The 24,455-nt window shown below is 61.0% G+C and carries 21 protein-coding genes; 19 read left to right on the top strand and 2 right to left on the bottom strand.

All coding sequences use genetic code 11. From position 1 onward, the window contains the following. Positions 1-89: 89 nt before the first annotated feature. The gene (locus QQJ98_RS09845) at positions 90-1,742 is read right to left on the bottom strand and encodes a pilus assembly protein TadG-related protein (protein WP_284325157.1); all 1,653 of its coding nucleotides are present in this window, start codon (positions 1,740-1,742) and stop codon (positions 90-92) included. 364 nt (positions 1,743-2,106) lie between these two features. On the opposite strand from QQJ98_RS09845, the gene QQJ98_RS09850 reads away from it, so the two are divergent. The 9 genes from QQJ98_RS09850 to QQJ98_RS09890 all read left to right on the top strand — a co-directional run bounded on the left by QQJ98_RS09850 (position 2,107) and on the right by QQJ98_RS09890 (position 14,408). After that, a complete protein-coding gene (locus tag QQJ98_RS09850; protein ID WP_284325158.1) occupies positions 2,107-3,540 on the top strand; it encodes a Glu/Leu/Phe/Val family dehydrogenase in 1,434 nt (477 codons plus the stop codon). A gap of 212 nt (positions 3,541-3,752) precedes the next feature. Further along, positions 3,753-5,003: a sarcosine oxidase subunit beta family protein gene (locus QQJ98_RS09855; RefSeq protein WP_284325159.1), complete on the top strand. Its 1,251-nt coding sequence runs from the start codon at positions 3,753-3,755 to the stop codon at positions 5,001-5,003. Positions 5,004-5,014: 11 nt separating this feature from the next. Further along, complete coding sequence (locus tag QQJ98_RS09860; RefSeq protein WP_284325160.1) at positions 5,015-5,281, top strand: sarcosine oxidase subunit delta; 267 nt, start codon at positions 5,015-5,017, stop codon at positions 5,279-5,281. Positions 5,282-5,283: 2 nt separating this feature from the next. Beyond that, a complete protein-coding gene (locus tag QQJ98_RS09865; RefSeq protein WP_284325161.1) occupies positions 5,284-8,205 on the top strand; it encodes a sarcosine oxidase subunit alpha family protein in 2,922 nt (973 codons plus the stop codon). Continuing rightward, on the top strand, positions 8,198-8,737 hold the full coding sequence (locus QQJ98_RS09870) for a sarcosine oxidase subunit gamma (RefSeq protein WP_284325162.1): 540 nt from the start codon (positions 8,198-8,200) through the stop codon (positions 8,735-8,737). Before QQJ98_RS09865 ends, QQJ98_RS09870 begins: the two co-directional genes overlap by 8 nt. Beyond that, positions 8,737-9,885 (top strand): amidohydrolase, encoded by a 1,149-nt coding sequence (locus QQJ98_RS09875; protein ID WP_284325163.1) that lies wholly within the window; start codon positions 8,737-8,739, stop codon positions 9,883-9,885. Before QQJ98_RS09870 ends, QQJ98_RS09875 begins: the two co-directional genes overlap by 1 nt. Before the next feature lie 204 nt (positions 9,886-10,089). Beyond that, positions 10,090-12,060, top strand: a complete 1,971-nt coding sequence (dnaG, locus tag QQJ98_RS09880) for a DNA primase (RefSeq protein ID WP_284325164.1) — start codon at positions 10,090-10,092, stop codon at positions 12,058-12,060. Positions 12,061-12,178: 118 nt separating this feature from the next. Then, positions 12,179-14,173, top strand: coding sequence for an RNA polymerase sigma factor RpoD (rpoD, locus tag QQJ98_RS09885; protein WP_284325165.1), 1,995 nt, complete (start codon positions 12,179-12,181; stop codon positions 14,171-14,173). Positions 14,174-14,204: 31 nt separating this feature from the next. Further along, positions 14,205-14,408: a hypothetical protein gene (locus tag QQJ98_RS09890; RefSeq protein ID WP_284325166.1), complete on the top strand. Its 204-nt coding sequence runs from the start codon at positions 14,205-14,207 to the stop codon at positions 14,406-14,408. A gap of 137 nt (positions 14,409-14,545) precedes the next feature. On the opposite strand, the gene QQJ98_RS09895 is transcribed toward QQJ98_RS09890, so the two are convergent. Continuing rightward, positions 14,546-15,187, bottom strand: coding sequence for a TetR/AcrR family transcriptional regulator (locus tag QQJ98_RS09895; RefSeq protein ID WP_284325167.1), 642 nt, complete (start codon positions 15,185-15,187; stop codon positions 14,546-14,548). A 228-nt stretch (positions 15,188-15,415) separates the two neighbouring features. Between QQJ98_RS09895 and mhpA the strand changes: the two genes are divergently transcribed. From mhpA to QQJ98_RS09945, 10 genes are all read left to right on the top strand, one after another. Continuing rightward, positions 15,416-17,041, top strand: a complete 1,626-nt coding sequence (mhpA, locus tag QQJ98_RS09900; protein WP_284325168.1) for a bifunctional 3-(3-hydroxy-phenyl)propionate/3-hydroxycinnamic acid hydroxylase MhpA — start codon at positions 15,416-15,418, stop codon at positions 17,039-17,041. 162 nt (positions 17,042-17,203) lie between these two features. Further along, positions 17,204-18,481, top strand: a complete 1,278-nt coding sequence (locus tag QQJ98_RS09905; RefSeq protein ID WP_284325169.1) for an ABC transporter substrate-binding protein — start codon at positions 17,204-17,206, stop codon at positions 18,479-18,481. A gap of 47 nt (positions 18,482-18,528) precedes the next feature. Continuing rightward, the gene (locus QQJ98_RS09910) at positions 18,529-19,248 is read left to right on the top strand and encodes an ABC transporter ATP-binding protein (RefSeq protein ID WP_284325170.1); all 720 of its coding nucleotides are present in this window, start codon (positions 18,529-18,531) and stop codon (positions 19,246-19,248) included. After that, on the top strand, positions 19,245-19,958 hold the full coding sequence (locus QQJ98_RS09915; protein ID WP_284325171.1) for an ABC transporter ATP-binding protein: 714 nt from the start codon (positions 19,245-19,247) through the stop codon (positions 19,956-19,958). The genes QQJ98_RS09910 and QQJ98_RS09915 overlap by 4 nt, the downstream gene beginning before the upstream one ends. Then, positions 19,955-20,818, top strand: coding sequence for a branched-chain amino acid ABC transporter permease (locus QQJ98_RS09920; protein ID WP_284325172.1), 864 nt, complete (start codon positions 19,955-19,957; stop codon positions 20,816-20,818). Before QQJ98_RS09915 ends, QQJ98_RS09920 begins: the two co-directional genes overlap by 4 nt. Before the next feature lie 9 nt (positions 20,819-20,827). Beyond that, a complete protein-coding gene (locus QQJ98_RS09925) occupies positions 20,828-21,868 on the top strand; it encodes a branched-chain amino acid ABC transporter permease (protein ID WP_284325173.1) in 1,041 nt (346 codons plus the stop codon). Then, positions 21,865-22,704 carry a dioxygenase family protein gene (locus QQJ98_RS09930; RefSeq protein ID WP_284325175.1) on the top strand — a complete coding sequence of 280 codons (840 nt, stop codon included), beginning with the start codon at positions 21,865-21,867 and terminating at the stop codon, positions 22,702-22,704. Before QQJ98_RS09925 ends, QQJ98_RS09930 begins: the two co-directional genes overlap by 4 nt. A 6-nt stretch (positions 22,705-22,710) precedes the next feature. After that, positions 22,711-23,046, top strand: coding sequence for a hypothetical protein (locus tag QQJ98_RS09935; RefSeq protein WP_284325176.1), 336 nt, complete (start codon positions 22,711-22,713; stop codon positions 23,044-23,046). 9 nt (positions 23,047-23,055) lie between these two features. Further along, positions 23,056-23,790 (top strand): 3-oxoacid CoA-transferase subunit A, encoded by a 735-nt coding sequence (locus QQJ98_RS09940; RefSeq protein WP_284325177.1) that lies wholly within the window; start codon positions 23,056-23,058, stop codon positions 23,788-23,790. Continuing rightward, a complete protein-coding gene (locus QQJ98_RS09945) occupies positions 23,787-24,452 on the top strand; it encodes a 3-oxoacid CoA-transferase subunit B (RefSeq protein WP_284325178.1) in 666 nt (221 codons plus the stop codon). The genes QQJ98_RS09940 and QQJ98_RS09945 overlap by 4 nt, the downstream gene beginning before the upstream one ends. Positions 24,453-24,455 lie beyond the last annotated feature (3 nt).

Here is a 24,455-nt window from a genome sequence, read left to right on the forward strand (position 1 = left end):
ACGATGAGACGGGGGCGTGCGAATTGTGTCAGACGGGAAATGCTGCCCCCGGACCAGATCAGGCCGGGAGCATTGAGGGAGGGCATGGACTACTGCGTAAGTTTCAGCTGGCTGAGATTTGAGGCGATGGTGCGGAAGGCCGCTCTGATTTCTGTGCCGTTCTGCGCGTCGAAGTAATACGACTCCGAGCTGGCGCATTGCGAAATCTGGGCTTGGCCGCCGGGTGGGGCTTCAAACGCGATGCCATAGACCAGCACATTGTTTTGCTTGGCAAGGGTGCAGCTTTGTTGCAGCGAGTTGTTCATCCCGGCCACCGAAGCATAGGTCTGCGCCATATCGCTCATCTTGTTGTTATAGATGGTGGTACGGTCGGATGAGGTTGCGCCTTGGGGACGGGCAAAGAATTGCCATGCGACATAGCTGGCTTTCAGATTGCTCCAGATGTCTTGCCAATCCTGTGCCCGGCTGTTGGCCACGGAAGGATAAGGCGTTGCAGACCAAGTGCTGAGATGCGGCACCCAGTATTTGTTGCCCGCACGGGTGGGATAATAGACCGAATACTGTCCGTCGGTGGTGCTTTTGAAGATGGTGTTGGTTTTGGCGCTGGTCGGCCCGGTCTTGTAGCTGTCGACAATGCGCGCGTGGGCGACATGGTCGCCATCGGTCATCAGCACGACGACCTTGATCGACTCGGGGTCGGTGTAGGCAAATGGGCGGCCCGACAGGTTTGCGCCCATCTGGTTTGCGCCGATCAACTCACTGTACATGCCGCGCGCCGACGGATCGAGCAGGGCCAGACCCCATTTCATCCCCAAGGTGATCGAAGTGTTGCCGCCAGCGACCAGACCGTTGATCTGCGATTTCAGAGCGGTGGCGTTCTGGCTGGGCAGGCGCACAATGTTCGACGGCGCTTTGGTGCAGAACACATTGCTGTAATTCGGCAGCGCGTAGCTGCCAGTCGGCGAGACAGCCGCATTGGTCTGATTGGTGCCATAGGCATAATCGGCATAGGCCATCATCGGCAGATTGATGTTGCGCGGGATGCCGGGGGCGTTGAAGACCGAGGTTGGCAGCTCTAGGCAGTTCACATCGGCCACGCCGTGCAGATTGGTCGCCTGATATTTGGCGCGCAGCACAGAGCCCAGATTGACCTGCGCGTTGTAAGGCACGATCGAGATCGAAATGCGGTGGTTCGGATCGTTGGCCAGCATGTTATCGACGAATTCGGCGGCAGCGACCTTCAGATTGGCCAGCTTTGCGCCCGCCATCGAGCCTGACACGTCCAACACCAGCGAAATCTCGACATTGGTGATCATCTGCTGGGCACCGGAAGCCCCCAATGCGTCAAATTCATTGATGCCGATCATGTGCAGAAAGAACGGTTTGGTGTCGACACGGCCGTTGGCCACGACACTGCGCGCGTTCAGGGATTGCACCACCTCGACGCTTTCGAGATTTTCGGCAAAGCCAGCTTTGGCGATGCAGTCATCAACCACACTTTCGGGGTCAAGCCGCTGATCGAGGCTTGCCGCCATCAGGGTGCAGCGGTCCAAGCTGTTTTGCAGATTGGTGCGCACGGCTTCGTAGCGCATGACATCGATTGCGACCCCGCCCATCATCGCCATCAACAAGAACAGCACCAGACCAAAGATGATCAGCGCGCCGTCTTCGTCGCGGCGAAACCGCAGGGCGGCGTTAAGCAGTTTGCGCGAATTCGCGCGGGCAGAGGGGGCAAAACTCATGATACAATCCTTAACCAGACGACTTGGATGCTGCCCCCGCAAACACATCCTTTCGCCACTTTGCTGCCCAGAAGTTATGGCAGAAATGTGGCAACCTTGGCAAGCCGGGGGCATTGTGGGCCGCGCTGGAAACACTGAGCATGCCGCGATCAGACTGTTTTACGGCCCGGGATAATCGGCACACGCATAGATTGTGCGTTCTGCCCAACTATCGCCCAAATTGTCTAATCGCGAATCACTTTCGGTCAAAAGCTGCTCAAATTCGGCTAGAATGTGTGCTGTTTTGTTAATCAAACGGCAGTAAGTTCGGGGCAAGCGTGACATGCGCTTTGCCGGGGAGAGACGGTATTCAGGGAGGATGATGATGAGCGTTGCAGGCGAGCCGAGCTTTCGGGAATCTGTAGATATGATGTTTCGGCGGGCGACCGCGCTGATGGACCTTGGCCCGGGTCTTCAGGAGAAAATCCGGGTCTGTAACTCCACCTATACCGTGCGCTTTGGCGTCCGCTTGCGCGGCAAGATCGAAACCTTCGTTGGCTACCGCTCGGTTCATTCCGAACATATGGAACCTGTGAAGGGGGGCATCCGCTATTCTCTGGGCGTCAATCAGGACGAGGTTGAAGCTTTGGCCGCGCTGATGACCTATAAATGCGCGCTGGTGGAAACGCCGTTCGGTGGCTCCAAGGGTGGCCTCTGCATTGATCCGCGCGCTTGGGACGAACACGAGCTGGAACAGATCACCCGCCGCTTTGCCTACGAGCTGATCAAACGCGACCTGATCCACCCGGCGCAAAACGTGCCCGCCCCGGATATGGGCACCGGAGAGCGCGAGATGGCATGGATTGCCGATCAATATGCACGGATGAACACCACCGACATCAACGCCAAGGCCTGCGTGACCGGCAAGCCGCCGCATGCAGGGGGGATCCAAGGCCGCGTCGAGGCGACCGGGCGCGGCGTGCAATATGCCTTGCGTGAGTTCTTCCGTAACCCCGAAGACGCGGCCATCGCCGGGCTTTCCGGTGATCTCGACGGCAAACGGGTGGTGGTGCAGGGATTGGGCAACGTTGGCTATCATGCCGCGAAGTTTTTGTCAGAAGAAGACGGTGCCAAAGTGGTTGCCATCATCGAGCGCGACGGTGCTTTGGTGAATGAAGCGGGCATAGACGTGGAAGACGTGCGGCAATGGATGAACAGCAGCGGCGGTATGCTGGCAGGCTATCCCAAAGCGCAGCATGTCGTTGATGGTGCCAAGGTGCTGGAAATGGCCTGCGACATCCTGATCCCGGCGGCGCTGGAAGGTGTGATCAACCTTGGCAATGCGGCACGGATCCAAGCGCCATTGATCATCGAGGCCGCGAACGGCCCGATCACCTACGGCGCGGACGAAGTTTTGCGCGCCAAAGGCTGCGTGATCATCCCCGATATGTATGCCAACGCGGGCGGCGTGACGGTGTCTTATTTTGAATGGGTGAAGAACCTGTCGCATATCCGCTTTGGCCGCATGCAACGCCGCGCCGAAGAATCCCGCTCGCGCCTGCTGGTCGAAGAATTGGAGCGGTTGTCGAACGACCAACATCTGGGGTGGGAGTTGACGCCGGATTTCAAGAAGAAGTTCCTGCAAGGCTCGGACGAGTTGGCGCTGGTGCGATCAGGCTTGGATGATACCATGCGCACGGCCTATCAGGCGATGCGCGAAATCTGGCACGGTCGGCCCGAGGTCGGCGATCTGCGGGTGGCGGCGTATATCGTCTCGATCAGCCGGATTGCTGCGACCTATAAGTCAAAGGGTCTGTAAGGGCTTTCATACTGGCAAAAATACTCCCGCCGGAGGCTTCTGTTGTCACAGCAAGAGCCTCCGGCGGGAGTATTTAGACCAATGTGAAACACCGATGGCTTGCAAGACTTGCGACACGATTTGTCGCGGATGGCTCAGTTATTCGGGTTTGGCTGTTGAATAACGCCTGCAAAGCGGGTTCACTTGCCCGCAAGCTATGTCAGGAGCCCCTCATGCGTTATTCCGGGTTAAAGGTGATCACCGAAGGGTTGTTCGGCAACAAAGGCTGGGGCCCTGCTTGGCGCAATCCGGCTCCGAAAGCCGAATATGATGCGATCATCATTGGTGGTGGCGGGCACGGGCTGTCGACCGCCTATTATCTGGCGAAAAACCACGGGCTTACCAACATCGCAGTGTTGGAGAAGGGCTATCTGGGCAGCGGCAATATCGGGCGCAACACCACGATTGTGCGGGCGAATTATTACATGCCGGGCAACAGCGAGTTCTACAGCCATTCGTTGAAGCTGTGGGAAGGGCTTGAGGCCGAGCTGAACTATAACGTCATGCACTCGCAGCGCGGCCAGTTGATTTTGGCACATTCGGATGGCCAGCGCGATACGCTGGCGCGGCGCGGAAATGCGATGATCAATCAGGGCGATGATGCGGAGTTGTGGACTCTGGATCAGGTCAAGGATTTCGCGCCCTATTTGGATTTCGCGCAGACGCGGTTCCCGATCTATGGCGGATTGATGCACAAGCGGGGCGGCACGGCGCGGCATGATGCGGTGGCTTGGGGCTATGCGCGCGGGGCGGATCGGCGTGGGGTTGATCTGATCCAGAATTGCGAAGTCACTGGCATTGATATTGAAAACGGCGTCGTCAAGGGCGTGCAGACCACGCGCGGCGCGATCCGGGCGAAGAAGGTCGGCATGCTGGTGGCGGGGCGCTCGTCTCAGGTCGCGGCAATGGCGGGGATGCGGTTGCCGATTGAAAGCCATGTGTTGCAGGCGTTTGTCACCGAAGGGCTGAAGCCGATCATTGATTCCGTGATCTCGTTCGGGATGGGGCATTTTTATATCAGCCAGTCCGACAAGGGCGGCTTGGTGTTCGGCGGTGATCTCGATTTCTACGCAAGCTACGCCGCGCGGGGCAACCTGCCGATGGTTGAACATGTGATGGAAGCCGCGATGACTTTGATGCCGATGATTGGCCGCGCCAAGGTGCTGCGGTCTTGGGGCGGGATCATGGATATGTCGGTGGATGGCAGCCCGATCATTGACAAAACCCATATCGAGGGACTGTTTGTCGATGCGGGCTGGAACTATGGCGGCTTCAAGGCGGCTCCGGCGTCGGGCTGGTGCATGGCGCATCTGATGGCCACCGGAGAGCCTCACGAGGTTGCCCGGCGCTTCCGTCTGGACCGTTTCCGCACCGGGCATGTGATGGATGAAGAAGCCACCGGCAGCCAACATAATTTGCACTGAGGGAGACAGACATGCGTATACCTTGCCCTCTGTGCGGCAGCCGTGATCGGCGTGAGTTTTACTACTATGGATCGGAAGATTATCTGAAGCGGCCCTCGGATCAGGGCAGCATCGACGATCTGGATAACCAGTTGTTCCTGCGTGACAATCCGGCGGGGGTGACGCGGGATGTCTGGTATCACGAGGCGGGATGTGGGGCTTGGATGGTGGTCACGCGCAACACGGTCAGCCACGAGGTTCTGGGATCGGAACTCGTCGCCAAGAAGAAGGGGGCCTGATCATGCGGATTGCAGGTAAGGGGCTGATTGACCGCTCAAAGCCGGTGAATTTCAAGTTTGATGGCAAGACCTATCAGGGCTTCAAGGGCGACACGGTGGCATCGGCACTGCTCGCCAATGGGGTCAAGCTGGTGGGCCGGTCGTTCAAATATCACCGCCCGCGCGGGGTTCTGACGGCTGGTTCGGAAGAACCCAATGCGATGATCGAGGTTGTGGGCACCAGCAACCAGACCCCGAACGTCCGCGCCACGGTGCAAGAGATTTTTGAGGGGCTGAACACCCGCAGCCAGAACCGCTGGCCGTCGTTGCGCTTTGATGTGATGGCGGTGAACGATATGGTGTCGCCGTTCCTGTCGGCGGGATTTTACTACAAGACCTTCATGTGGCCGCGTGCGTTTTGGGAGGCGATTTACGAGCCGATCATTCGGCGGGCGGCGGGGCTTGGCTCTCTGTCCGGCAAGCATGACGAGGGGCATTACGAAAAGGCTTTTGCGTTCTGCGATCTGTTGGTGATCGGATCGGGTCCGGCGGGTCTGATGGCGGCGCTTGAGGCGGCGCGGGCGGGCGTGGATGTGATCCTGTGCGAGGAAGATCGCCTGCTGGGCGGGCGGTTGCTGAGTGATGACGCGCATCTGGATGGCAAGCCTGCGGCGGAATGGGTGGCGGCGGTTGAGGCTGAGTTGCGCGCGTGCCCGAATGTGCGCATCATGCCGCGCACCACGGTGACCGGGGCTTACGACGGCGGCCAGTATTCGGCGGTTGAACGGGTTGGTTTGCACAAAGGCCCGCGTCCTGATCTGCCGCGCGAGTGTTTCTGGCGGATCACGGCGGCGCGGACTGTGCTGGCGGCGGGGGCGTTGGAGCGCTCGATCGCGTTTCCGATGAACGATCGGCCGGGGATCATGCTGGCGAGCGCCGTGCAGTCTTATCTGAACAAGTTTGGCGTGGTGCCGGGCAAGCGCGTCACTCTGTTTGCCAACAATGACGGCGCGCGGGCGGTGGCGCGGCAGTTGATGGCGGCGGGGGTTTCGGTGGCTGCGATTTTGGACAGCCGCAGCGACGCGTCGGCGGTGGAGGATTGCCCGGTCTATCTGGGCGCGCAAGTGACGGATACCAAAGGGCGTTTGGGGCTGCGTGCGATTTCCGGCACCCATGTTGGCGGCGAGTTTGCGCTGGAAACCGACCTTTTGGCGGTGTCGGGGGGCTGGAATCCGACGCTGCATATCACCTGCCATCTGAACGGGCGGCCCCGGTGGGAGGCGTCTTTGGCGGCCTTTGTGCCTTTGGCCGATGCGGTGCCGAACCTGACGGCGGCAGGGGCGTGCAATGGCGCGTTTGACACTTTGACCTGTCTGACCGAAGGTGCTGCGGCGGCGCGCGCGGCTTTGGCGGCGCTGGGCGTGGCTGCGGCCAATGCGGCTTTGCCGACTGCCGAAGGGATGCCTTATGTGATCGCCCCGCTGTGGCAGGTTGCAGGCAAGGGGCGGGCTTGGCTTGATTTTGCCAATGATGTGACGACCAAGGATGTGAAGCTGGCGGCGCAGGAGGGGTATTCTTCTGTCGAGCATATGAAGCGCTACACCACGCAAGGCATGGCGCCGGATCAGGGCAAGAACTCGAACGTGGGCGCGCTGGCGGTGCTGGCCGATACCACCGGGCGGGGAATACCCGAGACTGGGACAACGACCTTTAGGCCGCCGTTCATTCCGACCTCGATTGCTGTCATGGGCGCGGGCGGGCGCGGTGCAGGCTTTGCGCCGCAACGCTTCCTGACCTCGGATCAGGCCAGCCGCGACCGCGGTGCGCCGATGATCGAGGCCGGGTTGTGGTATCGCCCCAGCTATTTCCCAAAGCCGGGTGAGACGACATGGCTGGAGTCGTGTAACCGCGAGATCGGGTATGTGCGCGGCGCGGTTGGGGTTTGCGATGTCTCGACCTTGGGTAAGATTGACATTCAGGGCAAGGATGCAGGGCGCTTCCTTGATCTGGTTTATACCAGCATGTTTAGCACCTTGGCGGTGGGGCGCGTGCGCTATGGCTTGATGCTGCGGGCGGATGGCTATGTGCTGGACGATGGCACCACCGCGCGTTTGGGCGAAAATCACTATCTGATGACCACCACGACGGCGGCGGCGGGTCTGGTGATGCGGCACTTGGATTTCGTGCATCAAAGCGAATGTGCCGATTGGGATGTGCGGTTTATCTCTGTCACCGAAAGCTGGGCGCAGTTTGCGGTGGCGGGGCCACAGGCGCGCGCATTGCTGAACGGCTATCTCGATCAGCCCTTGGGGGATTTCCCATTCATGGCGGCGGGCACTGTGTCGGTGGGCGGCGTTGCGGCGCGGCTGTTCCGCATCAGCTTTTCGGGTGAGGAAGGCTATGAGATTGCGGTGCCGACGCGCTACGGCGAGGCGTTGTTCCGTGATCTTGTGGCGCGGGCCGAAACCATGGGCGGCGGGCCTTATGGCATGGAAGCCTTGAACGTGTTGCGCATCGAAAAGGGCCTGATCACTCATGCCGAGATTGATGGCCGGGTGACGGCGTTCGATATTGGTGCGGCGAAGATGGTGTCGGCCAAGAAAGATTGCATCGGCAAGCTGGCCTCGACGCGGCCCGGTCTGCATGGGCCGGAACGCGCGCAGATGGTCGGGCTGAAGCCACTGTCGGCGCAGAAAATCACCTCGGGCGCGCATCTGTTCATTCCGGGCGCGGATCTGAGCCGGGTGAACAGCCAAGGCCATATCAGCTCGGTCGGCTATTCGCCGATGTTCGACCGCGATCTGGGGTTGGGCTTCTTGGTCAACGGGCGGGCGCGGCATGGCGAGACGGTGCGGGTGATCGACCGTCTGCGCGATATTGATGTGTTGGCCGAGGTCTGTGATCCGGTGTTCCACGACAAAGACGGGGAGAAGTTGCGTGCCTGAACTGATCGCAAAGACCGCTTTGGCGGGGAAAAAGCTGGTGGTGGCGGGGACGACGCTTGCCGAGATCGATCATGGCGCGGTGCGTTCCATCGCGCCCTATCCGGGGCAGGAATTGGCGGTGGGGCAGGCGCTGCTGCCGTTGGGCTTTGGCTTTCCGGCGGTGAACAGCTTTGCCGAGAAAGATGGCGCGCTGATTGCCTGGGCTGGGCGTGAGCAGGCGTTTCTGATCGGGGCGGATTGCCCGGATTTGGGCGGCCTTGCAGCGGTGACCGATCAATCTGGCGGCTGGGTTAGCCTGTCGTTGCAGGGGCCTTTGGCGGTCGAAGCCCTGGCACGCTATGTGCCGATGGATATGCGGCTGGCGGCGTTTCCGGTCGGTGCTGCGGCCCGAACGCCGCTGTATCATATGTCGATGGTGCTCATGCGGGTGGCCGAGGATGGCTTCCGGCTGATGCTGTTCCGCTCGATGGCGCGGACCGCGTGGCATGAGATCGAAGTGGCCCTGAAAACCTTGGCGGCGCGGGCGGCGTGATGCTGACGCAGGGCGATCTGGCCGATTTGACGGCGTTCAGGCAAGAGCTGCACCGTTTCCCGGAAGTGTCGCGCCACGAAACTGCGACAGCGGCGCGGATTGTGCAGGCTTTGGCTCCACTGGGCGCCGATCAGGTGGTGACGGGGCTTGGCGGTCATGGCGTGGCGGCGGTGTTCAATGGGCTGAGTGCCGGCCCAACGCTGATGTTCCGCGCCGAGTTGGATGCTTTGCCGATTGAGGAATTGTCTGAGGTAGGCCACCGCTCGACCATCCCCGGTAAGGGGCATCTGTGTGGACATGACGGCCATATGACTTTGCTGTTAGGTTTGGGGCGGCTGATTGCGCGGGCGCGACCTGCGCGGGGGCGGGTGGTGCTGATGTTCCAACCGGCAGAGGAAGATGGCTCGGGTGCTGCGGCGGTGGTTGCTGACCCACGCTTTGCAGCGCTGCGTCCCGATTGGGCGTTTGCGATCCACAACATGCCGGGTCTGCCGTTTGGGGTGTCGGCGCTGAAGGCGGGGGCGGTGAATTGCGCCAGCCAAGGGTTGAAGATCACGCTGACGGGCAAGACCGCGCATGCGTCTTTGCCGGAAACCGGGCTGTCGCCTGCGCTGGCTTTGGCGCGGCTGATCCCGGCAATTGCGGCTTTGGGGCAGGTGGGGCCGCTTGGGCCGGACTATCGGTTGGTCACGATCACCCATGCGCGGTTGGGGGAGGCGGCGTTCGGGATTGCGCCCGGAGAGGCCGAGCTGTGGGTCACGTTGCGCACGATGGAAGATGGTCAGATGGCGGCCTTGCGTCAGGCTGCGATGGATCTGGCGCGGGCGGAGGCTGCGGGGCAGGGGCTTGGCATCCGGTTCAGGCATCACGATGATTTCGCGGCCTCGGTCAATGATGCGCAGGCGGTGGCGCATCTTGCCCGCGCGTTGGACGCCTTGGGGATGGCCCACGATGAGGGCGATCTGCCGATGCGGGCGTCTGAGGATTTCGGGCGGTTTGGGCAGGGTGGCACGCGGTCGGCGATGTTGTTTCTGGGCGTGGGGGAGGGGCATCCGGCCCTGCATAACCCGGACTATGATTTTCCCGATGCGCTGATCGCGCCGGGGGTGGGGATTTTCCATCAGGTGATGCGGGATTTGCTGGGGTGAGGCTTTTGTCCACGCGTGGACAAAAGCCGTGTTCTATATGAATCAACGGGTTATCGGTGCCAGATTCATACTTTGTTAAGTTTTGTCCACCGGAGCCGCTTGCCGCTGGCGTCGGAAGCCTCCGGCGGGGATATTTAAGAACAGGTGAAATAGCCTGTCGGGCGCTACTGGACAGGCCGGGTGTCTGACCTGATATAACAGGGCATGAGTCTACCACCCGGTTTCCTTGACGAACTGCGCACCCGCGTCTCGCTGTCCTCGATTGTGGGCAGGAAAGTGACATGGGACCCGCGCAAATCCAATCAGGGCAAGGGCGACATGTGGGCACCTTGCCCGTTCCATCAGGAAAAATCCGCCAGCTTCCACGTCGATGATCGCAAAGGGTTTTATTATTGCTTTGGCTGTCATGCCAAAGGCGACGCGGTGACGTTTATCAAGGAAAGCGACAATCTCAGCTTCATGGAGGCGGTGGAGGTTTTGGCGCGGGAAGCGGGCATGCCGATGCCTGCGCGCGATCCTCGGGCGGCGCAAGTGGCGGACAGGCGCACGCAGCTGGTTGAGGTGATGGAAGAGGCGGTGAAGTGGTTTCGGCTGCAACTGCGCACCTCGGCGGCGTCAGACGCGCGGGCCTATCTGGCCAAGCGTGGTTTGTCGGTTGAGGCGCAGGAGCGCTGGGAGATCGGCTTTGCGCCCGATCAGCGGCAGGCCTTGTATCTGGCGCTACGGCAAAAGGGCGTGGCGGATGATTTGATTGTGGCTTCCGGCGTTTGTGCAAAACCGGATGATGGCGGCGCTCCCTATGATCGCTTTCGGGGGCGGATCATTTTTCCGATTCGCGATGGCCGGGGCCGGGCGATTTCGCTGGGCGGGCGGGCGATGGACCCGAACGCGCGGGCGAAATACCTGAACGGGCCGGAGACAGAGCTGTTCGACAAGGGCCGCAATCTGTTCAACCATGCGCCGGCGCGGGAAGCCTCGGGCAAGGGGGCCGCTTTGGTGGTGGCCGAGGGCTATATGGACGTGATCGCCCTGTCTGAGGCCGGGTTCAAAGCCTCGGTCGCGCCGCTGGGCACGGCGGTGACGGAAGATCAGTTGCGGCTGATGTGGCGGATTTCCGACGAGCCGATCATCGCACTGGACGGCGATACGGCAGGGATAAGGGCGGCGTTGCGGGTGATTGATCTGGCTTTGCCGCTGCTGGAGGCGGGCAAGGGCCTGCGTTTTGCGGTGATGCCGGGGGGGATGGACCCGGATGATCTTATCAAGGCGCAGGGTGCGGCCGCGATGAAGGCGGTGCTGGACGGCGCTGTGCCGATGGTCAAGCTGCTGTGGCAGCGTGAAATCGAGGGCAAGCAGTTCGACAGCCCCGAGCGCAAGGCGGCTTTGGACAAATCGCTGCGCGTGCATCTGAAGCGCATCACTGATCCGTCGATCCGCAGCCATTATGGCGAGGATATCAGGCAGTTACGCCTTGAATTGTTCGGTCAGCGTGGCCGAACTGCCAAGCCGTTTGTGCCCCGCGCGCCGGGGCAGAAGGGCCGCTTTGGGCCGACGATTGAGATGCCGCCCGTGGCCTCGACCAAGGATTCCACGCTGGCAGCAGCGCCCGAACGCGCTGAAGAGGTTCTGCGCGAGGCGGTTATTCTGGCCGCCTTGATCTTTCATCCGCACTTGATCCGCCGCTTTGAGACGTCGTTGGAGCGGATGGATTTGATCGGCGCGGGCCATCACGATTTGCGCCAACAGTTGTTGATTGGCCATGATGCAGAAGCCGCCAGACTTTATGACCAAATTCAACAGGCAGCGCCCGCTGCACTTGATGCTTTGCTGTCGCGCCCCCATGTTCAGATCGCGCCGCCAGTGAGAAACCGCGCTGACAGCGATCTTGCCGAGTTTTGCATTGCCGAAGGTTTGGCCCATCTGGAGGCCAGCCGGGGGGCGCGACGCGAGATCGCCGAAGCGATGGAGGACATCGAAGGCCTTGCCGATGAGGGTCTGACCTGGCGGATTGCACAAGCCAATGTGGCGCGGTTCAGTGCGTCTGCTGGCCCGAAAGGCAAGACGGCCGAAGCGGTTCTCGCCAGCAATGGCGTGCAGATGGATAAGGATGAGCTGGAGGGCGCGCGCAACTTGTGGGACAGCATCCAGTTCAGTAAGGACGCACCCAAGCGTTAGATCAGGGGAATATGACTGATTCGGCTTTCCCCCGCCGTGATTCGCGCTATTGATTCGATTGACTGCCTGTGATTCGCCTAAAACCACCCGCCCACCTCGTTTTGACCAAGGAATGTTCATGGCCTCGAAAGACACCGACGACGGCAAACCCGAAGCCGATGAAGCGGATGTTTCCCTTGATATGAGCCAAGCGGCCGTCAAGAAGATGATCGCCGACGCGCGCGAGCGGGGCTACATCACCTACGAACAGCTCAATCATGTGATGCCGCCCGAGCAGGTGTCGTCCGAGCAGATCGAAGATGTGATGTCGATGCTGTCCGAAATGGGCATCAACGTCATTGAAGACGAAGACGTGGAAGAGGGCGAGGCTGTCGTCGGCGGCGATCTGGTGGAAACCGCGTCGGGCGCGCGCGATGTCGCGGTGGTGACCACCACGACAGAGGCACTGGATCGCACCGACGACCCGGTGCGGATGTATCTGCGCGAGATGGGCAGCGTTGAGTTGCTGTCGCGTGAAGGCGAGATTGCGATTGCCAAGCGGATCGAGGCTGGCCGCAACACGATGATCGCGGGGCTTTGCGAAAGCCCGCTGACGTTCCAGGCTATCATCATCTGGCGCGACGAACTTTTGTCGGAAGACATTCTGCTGCGCGATGTGATTGATCTTGAGGCCACTTTCGGGCGGTCTTTGGATGGCGAAGAAGGTCTGGTTGGCGCCGATCTGGAAGGCGTCGATGTCGAGGCGGCTCCGCGTCGTGCGGGTGGCGATGAGCCTGAGTTGGACGCTGACGGCAATCCGCTGATGCGCTCGGATGACGACGAAGACGAGGATGATGGCGCCTCGATGTCGTTGGCGGCGATGGAAGCTGCGTTGAAGCCGAAAGTGCTGGAAACGCTGGATCTGATCGCGCGCGATTACGGCAAGCTGTCGGAAATGCAGGATCTGCGGATGTCGGCGACTTTGTCCGAGAAATCGCGGTTCTCGGCCACCGAAGAAGCGGCTTATCAGAAACTGCGCAGCGAAATCGTGGTGTTGGTGAACGAGCTTCATCTGCACAATAACCGGATTGAAGCGCTGATCGACCAGCTTTACGGCATCAACCGCAGCATCATGACGATCAATTCGGGCATGGTGAAGCTGGCCGATGCGGCCCGCATCAACCGCCGCGAATTCATCGACGAATATCAGGGCTACGAGCTTGATCCGTCGTGGCTGGACCGGATGGCTGCGAAATCGGGCCGTGGTTGGCAGGCGCTGATGGAGCGGTCGCGCGAAAAGGTTGAAGAGCTGCGCGCGGATATGGCGCGGGTCGGCACCTATATCGGCGTGGATATTTCAGAATTCCGCCGCATCGTGAACCAAGTGCAGAAGGGCGAGAAAGAAGCCCGTCAGGCCAAGAAGGAAATGGTCGAGGCCAACTTGCGTTTGGTGATCTCGATTGCCAAGAAATACACCAACCGCGGTTTGCAATTCCTTGATCTTATTCAGGAAGGCAACATTGGTCTGATGAAAGCAGTCGATAAGTTTGAATATCGGCGCGGCTATAAATTCAGCACTTACGCGACGTGGTGGATCCGTCAGGCGATCACGCGCTCGATCGCCGATCAGGCCCGCACCATCCGTATTCCGGTGCATATGATCGAGACGATCAACAAGCTGGTCCGCACGGGTCGGCAGATGCTGCACGAGATTGGCCGCGAGCCGACACCGGAAGAGCTGGCCGAAAAGCTGCAAATGCCGCTGGAAAAGGTGCGCAAGGTGATGAAGATCGCCAAGGAACCGATTTCCTTGGAAACTCCGATCGGCGACGAGGAAGACAGCCAGCTTGGCGATTTCATCGAAGACAAGAACGCGATTCTGCCGCTGGACAGCGCTATTCAGGAAAACCTGAAGGAAACCACCACGCGGGTTTTGGCCTCTTTGACGCCACGCGAAGAACGGGTTCTGCGGATGCGGTTTGGCATTGGCATGAACACCGATCACACGCTGGAAGAAGTCGGGCAGCAGTTCAGCGTGACCCGCGAACGTATTCGTCAAATCGAGGCGAAGGCGTTGCGCAAGTTGAAACATCCAAGCCGCTCGCGCAAATTGCGGTCGTTCCTCGACCAGTGACATCGGTTGGTTTTACTTCGAGAAGCGCGCCATGATTGGCGCGTTTTTTCTTTTGGCCTTGGTGGCTGCGGGCTTCGTGCAGGCTCCGGCTTGGCTTATTCTGCCGTTCGCGGGCGCTTTGGTGCTGATCAGCCGCTTTATACCCCTGATTGGTCGCATCGGCTGGATGTTGCGCGCGCTGCTGTCTTTGGCGGTAACGGCAATGGCCTATGGGCTGGGCGCTTCGTTCGGTTAAGCGAAATCTTGCGACCCTGACCAGATCCGGGTGCCACACTTGAGTGGACGCGGGGCGAGATGGCCAGCCCAACTGCCGCCCACCCTCTGCGGAAGGCTAGCGCGACTGGGGCTGGATTGCCTGAATTGCCCGGTGTTTTAGACCCCGAGTGGAGGGCGTGATCGCCCTGCCAACTCTAGGGCCGCCTCTGGTCCAATGCCTGTCATGCACAGCAGTTGCGCGATGATCTGATCGGCAGAACTGGCGGGCACTTGCCCGGTGGTGATGGCAAGGGATGCACCGATCAGGGCATGCGTTGTCAGTCGCCAGACGAGATCGGCATGTGACACCTGAAACCTGCCCGCTTGCGAGGCGAGGCGCAGGTCGCGGATCGCGAAAGGCCCCATCATGCGGAACATCGCATCGGCGATCACTTCAGAGCGGTGCAGCATCTGCGCCCAGCGGACATCCTGAATGGCAGTGTCGAGCACGGTGCGGATGCCATAAGCATAGACCTGCGCGTGATCGTCGAAGGTTTTGGTCACCGCCTCTATGCGCAGGCCAAGCTGGTGCATCAGCGTTTCCAGCACGGCAATGGCCAGCTCATCCTTGGACTTGAAGTAGTTATAGACCGTGCCGGCCCCAACATCGGCCCGCGCGGCGATTTCCAGCATGGTCGCTGAATCGACGCCCTTTTCCATCATGATATCGCGCGCGGCCTCGATCAGCGCATCGCGGTTGCGGCGTTGGCGGCGGGCCACGCGGCCATCTGGGGGCGGGGAAGGGGCATTGTTCGTCATATACGAACCCTATTCACTTTCGCGGCAAAGCTCAACCAATCCATGCACTTCGCTGCGCACGGCGCCGCAACGGGAAAGATTCAGCAGAGATGAATTAATTTCATAGTTGACGATCATTCATTTTTGGCGAAAAGGCATATTGCGCCGCACCGCATTGCGTCATGTCAGACTGTAGAGGGTCAGACTGTCGTGGATCGGCGCCGTGCTAAACCGGGGGGGGATACAAGGATGACGGGATTTACAGAGCCGCAGGGGTTCGACGCTGATGTGGCCATCGTGGGTGCGGGTCCGGTCGGAACCTTGCTGGCGATCCTGCTGGGGCAGCGCGGCAAGCGGGTGACGCTGATCGAACGCTGGACCACGCATTATGCTTTGCCCCGCGCGGTGACGTATGATCATGAAATTGCGCGCATTTTGGCGACCTTGGGCATCGATTCCGAAGCCGACCCTGCGATCAGTTTTCATGACGAGTTGTATTATTGGAAAAACAAAGACGGTCAGAACCTGCAAATTGTGGACTGGCAAAGCCAGTCGGCCAGCGGCTGGCGGGTGCGCTATTGGTTCAACCAACCGATGATGGAACGCCGCCTGCTGGAAATTGCGGCAACCTTGCCCTCGGTCACGCTTTTGCGCGGCTGGCAGGGGGTTGCGCTGGATCAGGATGCAGAGGGTGTGACGCTTGCGCTGCGGCGCAATGTCGATGAGGTCGGCGCAAGCGACGAGGGGCAGACGCTGCGCGCGCGTTTCGCGGTTGGCACCGACGGCGCCAACAGTTTTGTGCGCGATGCTTTGGGGATTGAGACCGAGAACAAGGGTTACTTCTTTGATTGGCTGATCCTCGATATGATCCCGCAGTTCGATTACGTTGCAAGCCGGGGTGACGCGCCCGCGCAGTGGCAACTTTGCGACCCCAGCCGTCCGACGACCATCGTTCCGGGCGGTCCCGGCCCGATCCCCGGTGGCCCTGCGCGCAGGCGGTGGGAGTTCATGGTGCTGCCGGGCGAATCCGCCCAAGACCTTGCCACGCCCGAACGCGCTTGGGAGTTGCTGCAGCCGTGGGGTCTGACGCCTGAAAATTCTGAACTGGAGCGCAGCGCGGTTTACCGGTTTCAGGCGCGCTGGGCCAAGCAATGGCACAAGGGGCGCTGTCTGATCGGGGGCGATGCGGCACATCTGATGCCGCCTTTCGCGGGTGAGGGCATGTGTGCCGGGTTGCGCGATGCGGTGGCGATGGGCTGGCGGCTGAATGGTCTTCTCGAGGGTCGCATGGGGATGGGCGTTCTGGACAGCTACACATCCGAGCGTATCGAACATGCCAAGCATTACATCAACTTCAGCCAGGAGCTGGGCCAGATCATCTGCATCGCAGATGCCGATGTGGCGGCAGAGCGCGACGCAAGGATGATTGCCGAGCTTGCTGCGCGGGGGGGCACTCCGGTGCCGACGGATATCTGCCAGTTGGGGGCGGGGGCTTGGTGCGCTGACAGCGCCCATGCTGGAGAATTGTCGGTGCAGGATGTGGTTGAGGCGGGCGGCAAGCGCGACCGTTTTGATCAGATCGTCGGGCAGGGCTGGGTGCTGCTGGGCTATGGCTGCGATCCTTTGGCCGCGCTGACGGCCAATCAGCGCCTTGAGTTTGCGGCCTTGGGCGGGATCAGCGTCCGGCTTGCCCCGGCCGGAGGGGCTGGCGATGTGATCGACGTGAACGGCACGATCGGCGCATGGCTGACCCGGATTTCGGCGCAATATGTGCTGATCCGTCCGGATTTCTATGTGGCGCTGACCGCTGACAGCACCAAGACCCTGCAAGACCGCTTTGCCACTGTCATGCAGGCTTTGCACCTGATCGCCTGAATAACATATCCCAACAGCATATTATGCCGGGTTCATGCGATCAAAAGAACCGGAAAGGCGGCTTACCCTTTACCCGTCAAAGGTTCGAACCGTCAGGAGGAGGCGGTTCGGCAATCTAAGGGGCGCTGCCCGCTTTGCACATCACACCACAGGGAGGACAGAATGATCACGCGTCGTAAACTGCTCAAGTCGGGCGGAACTGCTTTTGCCGTCGCCTCGTCAGGGCTTGCGCTGCCGGCCTATGCCCAGACCAAAAGCCTGAAGATCGGCTATGTCAGCCCGCAGACCGGGCCACTGTCGGCATTTTCCGCCGCAGACAGCTTTATGGTGGAAAAGTTTCTTGCCGCAGCGCCCGGCCTTGGGCTGGATGTTGAGGTGATCGTCAAGGACAGCCAATCCAACCCCAACCGCGCCGCCGAGGTGGCGAAAGAGCTGATCAGCCGCGACGAGGTCAACCTGATCCTTGTGGCCTCGACACCCGAGACCACTAACCCGGTGTGTTCGATTGCCGAGCAAGAGGAAATTCCGGTGATCTCTACCGTGGCCCCTTGGCAGCCGTGGTTTATTGGCCAGCAAGGCAACCCCGGCGATCCGGCAAGCTGGCAGGAATTCGACTATGTCTATCACTTTTTCTGGGGACTAGAGGACAATATCTCGACCTTCATGAACATGTGGAATTCGGTTTCGACCAACAAACAGGTCGCGGCCCTTTGGCCGAATGATGGCGATGGCAATGCTTGGGCCTCGCCCGATGTGGGGATGCCCCCGGCGTTGGCAGCACAGGGCTATGCGCTGACCGATCCGGGCCGCTATCAGAACCTGACGGACGATTTCAGCGCGCAGATCAACGCTTTCAAACAGGCGGGCTGCGAGATCATGACGGGCATCCCGATCCCGCCCGACTTCACCACTTTCTGGACGCAGGCCAAGCAGCAAGGCTTCAACCCCAAGCTGGTCTCGGTCGCAAAGGCGCTGCTATTCCCCGAAAGCGTCGCGGCTTTGGGCGATCTGGGCCACAATCTGACCGCGGAGGTGTGGTGGTCGCCGAACCATCCGTTCAAATCCAGCCTGACCGGTGAATCTGCCGCCGATCTGGCGATGGCGTTCGAGGCGTCGGCCAAGCGGCAATGGACCATGCCGGTGGGCTTTGTGCATGCGCTGTTCGAGGTGGCCGCCGATGCGATCAAACGCACCGATGATCCCACCGACAGTGCGGCACTGGCGGCGGCGATCGGCTCTACCAACATCGACAGCGTGGTGGGCAAAATTCAGTGGGGTCGTGACAATGTGCCGGAATTTGCCCGCAAGAACATCTCGAAGACGCCGTTGGTCGGCGGCCAATGGCGCAAGCAGGCGGATGGCAGTTTTGATCTTGTGATCGTCGAAAACGCCAATGCCCCCAATATCCCGCTGGGTGGCACGCTGGAAACCCTGTCCTGACATCAAAGGCCCCGGCGCAGCCGCCGGGGCCCACCTAGGAGCCCGCCATGCCGATCCTTTCGCTGCAAGATGTCTCAAAGTCGTTCGGGGCGTTGAAAGTCACCGACGGCGTCAGCTTTGATCTTGAGGCGGGTCAGGCTTTGGGCATCATCGGCCCGAATGGCGCGGGGAAATCGACGCTGTTCAACCTGATCACCGGGAATATTGCACCCAGTGCGGGCCGGGTGTTTCTGGATGGCCGCGACGTGACACGCGCCCCACCGATGGAGCGGGTGCGGGCAGGCGTTGGGCGGTCGTTCCAGATCCCGCAGCCGTTTGGCAATCTGTCGGTGTACGAAAACCTTCTGGTTGCCGCGCGCTTTGGTGGTGCGGTTTCGGGGGCAGAAGCACCCGGCTTTTGTATGGATATCCTGACCCGGACTGGTCTTGCGGCGGTGGCGGAAAAGCCTTCGGGTGCGTTGTCGCTGTTGCAGCGCAAGCGGTTAGAACTGGCCCGCGCGATGGCGACGCGGCCTAGGGTGATCTTGCTGGACGAGATTGCAGGCGGGCTGACCGACGCCGAATGTAGCCAATTGGTGATCACGATCAAGGCGATCCACGCCGAGGGCACCGCGATCATCTGGATCGAGCATGTGCTGCACGCGCTGACCTCGGTGGTCGAGCGGCTGATGGTGTTGAACTTTGGCCGGATGCTGATGATCGGCGCGCCGGATGAGGTGATGGCCTCGGCCGAGGTGCGCGAAATCTATCTGGGGATCGAGGCATGAGCCCGCTGTTGCAGATCGCGGGTCTGACCGCACATTACGGTGACTTTCAGGCGCTGTTCGGGGTTGATCTTACGTTGGGGCAGGGCGAGACCATCGCCATCATCGGGGCCAATGGCGCAGGCAAGACCACGCTGATGCGCGCTGTGACCGGGGTGGCCCGCGTCACCGCAGGTGCCGTCACGCTGGCGGGCGATAACATCACCCGCCTTTCCGCCCCTGATATTCTGGTGTGTGGCATCGCCATGGTGCCCGAGGGCCGCAAGCTGTTCGCCTCGCTTACCGTCGAGGAAAACCTGCTGATCGGGGCGCATGCCCGGCAGGGCAACGGGTTTTGGACGTTGGAGCGTGTGCAAAGCCTGTTCCCGATCCTGAAAGAGCGCCGCCACAGCCCCGGCACGGCCCTTTCGGGTGGCCAGCAACAGATGGTGGCCATCGGACGCGCATTGATGAGCAATCCGCAAGTGCTGCTGTGTGACGAGTTGTCGCTTGGACTGGCCCCGGTGGTGATCAAAGAGATTTACGCGGCGTTTCCGCAGATCAAATCATCCGGCACCTCGATCATCGTGGTCGAGCAGGACATCGGCCAGGCCCTGCGGGTGGCCGATCATGTTCACTGCATGATGGAGGGCCGCATCACCCTGTCGGGCCGCCCAGACACGCTGTCACGCGACGCCATCCACGACGCCTATTTCGGAGTGAGCCACGCATGATCTGGATCGACACTTTGGCGCAAGGGCTGCTTTTGGGCGGGCTTTACGCGTTGTTCGCGGCGGGGCTCAGCCTTGTGTTCGGCATCATGCGGCTGGTCAATCTGGCGCATGGCGATCTGATCATTCTGGGGGCCTATCTGATCCTGACGATTGCCCATGCCACGGGTCTGCATCCGTTCGTGGCCGTGCTGTTGGCCGCACCGTTGATGTTTGGCTTGGGCTGGGCGTTGCAGACGTTTCTGCTGAACCGGGTGCTTGGGAATGATATTCTGCCGCCGCTTTTGGTCACGTTCGGCCTGTCGGTGGTGATCCAGAATGGCCTGCTGTCAGCCTTTACCGCCGACAGCCAGAAACTGACTGCGGGTGCGATTGAGGCGCAGTCGATGGATCTTGGCATCGTCACCTTGGGTGTCATGCCGGTCTTGACCTTTGCCTCGGCGGTCGCGGTGGTTTTTGCCTTGAACCAGCTGTTTTACCGCACCGCCTTGGGGCGTGCCTTTCGCGCAACCTCGGATGATGCGGTGACGGCGCAGCTTATGGGCATCCATCCGCAGCGCGTCTTTGCCATGGCCACGGGGATTGCCATGGTGGTGGCGACCATCGCCGCACTTTATCTGGGGACGCGGGCGAATTTTGATCCCTCCATCGGTCCGGCCCGCCTGCTTTACGCATTTGAGGCGGTGATCATCGGAGGGCTTGGCAGCCTGTGGGGCACGCTTGCGGGCGGCGTCGTGATCGGGTTGGCGCAGGCGATAGGCGCCTCGGTCAACCCCGAGTGGCAGATATTGTCCGGCCATCTGGCCTTTGTGCTGGTGCTGCTGATCCGGCCGCGCGGGCTGTTCCCGCGGGCGAATGATTAAGGTGAACCGATGAACCTCTCACGTCCCCTTGGTCTGATCGCGGCCCTGCTGGCCCTGACCACGCTTTATGCGCTGCCCACCTTTGCCCCGCGCGCCATGGTGCAAGACCTGTTCGGCATCCTGACGCTGCTGGTTCTGGCGATGAACTGGAACATGCTGGCGGGGTTTGCGGGCCTTGTTTCCGTCGGCCAGCAAGCCTTTGTTGGCATCGGAGCCTATGCGATGTTCGCAGCCGTCATCCTGATGGGGCTTGATCCGCTGGTAGGTGTGCTGATTGGCGGCCTTGCGGCGGCAGCTTTCGCAGTGCCAATGGCCTTCTTTGCCTTCCGCCTGAACGGCGCTTACTTTGCCATTGGCACATGGGTCGTGGCAGACATCGCGCGGCTGGCGATCAGCCAGTGGAAGGCGCTGGGCGGCGGCACCGGCACGTCACTGCCCAAAGGCACCGCCAAAGACATGGCTTTCGTCGGCCCGATCAAAGAGGCGTTGGGTGTGTCAACCGCCGCTGCTGCCGATGCGCTGACGTTCTGGCTGATGCTGACGCTGGCGGTGGCGATGCTGGCGACAAGCTATGTGTTCTTGCGCTCGCGCATGGGGCTGGGTTTGCAGGCGATCCGCGACAACGAGAATGCGGCACGCTCGGTCGGGGTTGATCCTCTGCGCATCAAGGCTGCGGTGTTCGTGCTGGCAGGGTTTGTCACGGGGCTTTGCGGCGCTTTGGCCTTCATCCAGATCACCCGCGTCACCCCGGATGCGGCGTTTTCGGTGATCGACTGGACGGCCTTTGTCATCTTCATCACCGTGATCGGTGGCATCGGCACATTGCCCGGCCCCATCGTCGGCGTGATCGTGTTCTATGCCCTGCAACGCCTGCTGGCGGATTACGGCACGGTTTATCTGATCGTGCTGGGCTGCCTTGGCATCGCGGTCATGCTGTTTGCCCGCCGTGGGCTTTGGGGTCTGTTCACTGACCGCAGCGGAATTGACCCATTCCCGCTGACCCACCGTCCGCCCACAAGCCTCGCCCTGCGCCATGGAGACCTCAAATGATGAACTATTTTACCGAAGACAAATCGGTCGAGACGGTCAATGCCCGCATGGGCGGCCCTGTTTCGCCGCGCATTGCCGAGGTTATGGCAAGTCTGGTCCACCACCTGCACGCCTTTGCCAAGGACATCCAACTGACCCAAAGCGAATGGGAGGCTACCATCGGCTTTCTGACCCGCACCGGCCAGATCTGCTCGGGAGAGCGGCAAGAGTTCATTCTGCTGTCCGATGTGCTGGGCCTGTCGATGCTGGTCGATGCGATTGGCAACCGCCGCCCGGCGGGGGCCACGGAAAACACCGTCTTTGGCCCCTTTCATGTCGAAGATGCCCCGATCCGGGCGATGGGCGATAATATCTCGCTGGATGGCAAGGGCGAATCCTGTCTGTTCGAGGGCAAGGTCATCGACCTGCACGGCAACCCGGTTGAGAATGCCTGCGTCGATGTGTGGTCGGACAATGCCGATGGCTTTTATGACGTGCAGCAGCCCGGTGTTCAGCCAAAGTGGAACAATCGGGGGCGGTTCTTTACCTGTGCCGATGGGGCCTATGCTTTCCGTGGCATCAAGCCGATTTCCTATCCGATCCCGGACGATGGCCCGGTGGGCCAGTTGCTTGCGCTGCTTGGCCGTCATCCCTACCGCCCAGCCCATATGCACTTTCTGATCACCGCACCGGGCTTTCAGCGGGTGGTGACGCATACGTTCGTCGGGGATGACACTTACCTCGAAAGCGATGCGGTTTTCGGCGTGAAAAAGACCCTGATTGCGCCGTTCGAGCGGCTGAGCGGGGCCGAGACGCTGTGGCGCTCGCCGTTCGATTTTGTGCTGACTCCGGTCTGAGGTGGCATGATGCCGAATGTGAAGATCTTTGTGGATCAAAACCTGTATCCTGCGGTCAGCGCGCCCCTTGCAACCGCACTTGGGCCGATCCGCGATATGCTGTGCCATGAATTGGCCGTCGATGTCCCGGCCTGCCAGTTTGCGGTGATGGCGGTGGGCGGCATGGCCGATCTGCCGTTGGTCAATGTCGAGCTTGCCATCATGCCGCGCCCCGAGCGCACCCGAGAGCGGCTTTTGGCGGTTTGCACCAACCTGCGCAGCATGGTCGGGCACGCCACCGGAACCCATGTCGCCGTGCGGATGACCGCGCTGGACCCTGAAACCTACATCGCCCTGAAATAGGAGCCCCCGATGGACAAAACCGTAACCGATCCCGCCGCAGCGGTGGCGGGCATTGCAGATGGTATGGTGGTGATGATCGGCGGCTTTGGCGGCTCGGGCGCGCCCATCGAGCTGATCCATGCGCTTATCGACCGCTTTATCGCCACCGGGCACCCCAAGGGCCTAACGGTGATCAACAACAACGCTGGCAATGGCCATGTTGGGTTGGCCGCGCTGATCGAGGTGGGCATGGTCGCCAAGCTGATCTGCTCTTTCCCAAGGTCCGCCGATCCGGTCGTGTTCACCGAGGCCTATCTTGCGGGCAAGATCGAATTGGAACTGGTGCCCCAAGGCACATTGGCCGAGCGCATCAGGGCAGGGGGTGCAGGGATTCCAGCGTTTTACACGCCGACCTCTTTTGGCACCGATCTGGCCCGCGGAAAACCGGTCGAGGTTTTTGAGGGCCGGTCTTATGTGCAGGAACGCTGGCTGAAGGCCGATTACGCGCTGGTCAAGGCGCATCTGGGCGACAGGTTGGGCAACCTTACCTACCGGATGGCCGCGCGCAACTTCAACCCGCTGATGTGCATGGCGGCGGCTGTTACCGTGGCGCAGGTCTCGCGCATCGTGGCCCCCGGCGAGATCGACCCCGAGGCGGTGATCACCCCCGGGATCTTTGTGCAAGGCGTGGTGCAGATTGCAAACCCCGCGCAGGAAGAAACCCTGAACCGCGCAGGCGCACGTTACCCAGAGGTGGCAAAATGAGATTGACCCCCACGCAAATGGCCTGGCGCGCGGCGCAGGACATCACCGACGGTGCCTATGTCAACCTTGGTATTGGCCTGCCCGAGATGGTGGCGAAATTCCAGCCCCCGGGCCGAAAGGCGATCTTTCACACCGAAAACGGGATTTTGGGTTTTGGCGAAGCGCCAGAGGCGGGGCTAGAGGATTGGGATCTGATCAACGCTGGCAAAAAGGCGGTGACGATCAAGCCTGGCACGGCGTTTTTTCACCATGCCGACAGCTTTGCCATGGTGCGCGGTGGTCATCTGGATGTGGCGATCCTTGGCGCCTATGAGGTGGCCGAGACCGGCGATCTGGCCAACTGGTCAACCGGGCCGAAAGGCGTTCCGGCGGTGGGCGGCGCGATGGACCTTGTGCACGGTGCCAAGCGCGTGGCGGTGATCACCGACCATGTCACCAAAGACGGCCAGCCGAAACTGCTGCGGCGCTGCACCCTGCCACTGACTGGGGTGGGCTGCGTGACGCGGGTGTATTCATCGCTTGCGGTGATCGACATCGAAGGCGGTCAGTTTGTGCTGCGCGAAAAGCTGCCCGGCCTTTCGCTTGACGCCTTGCAGGCCGTGACCGGTGCCGCGCTGCATGTTCAGGGCGCGGTTGCTGACCTTATCGTTCCGGAGTTGTAAATG

The sequence above is a fragment of the Cypionkella aquatica genome (assembly GCF_030161095.1).
In the GTDB taxonomy this organism is placed as follows: domain Bacteria; phylum Pseudomonadota; class Alphaproteobacteria; order Rhodobacterales; family Rhodobacteraceae; genus Cypionkella; species Cypionkella aquatica.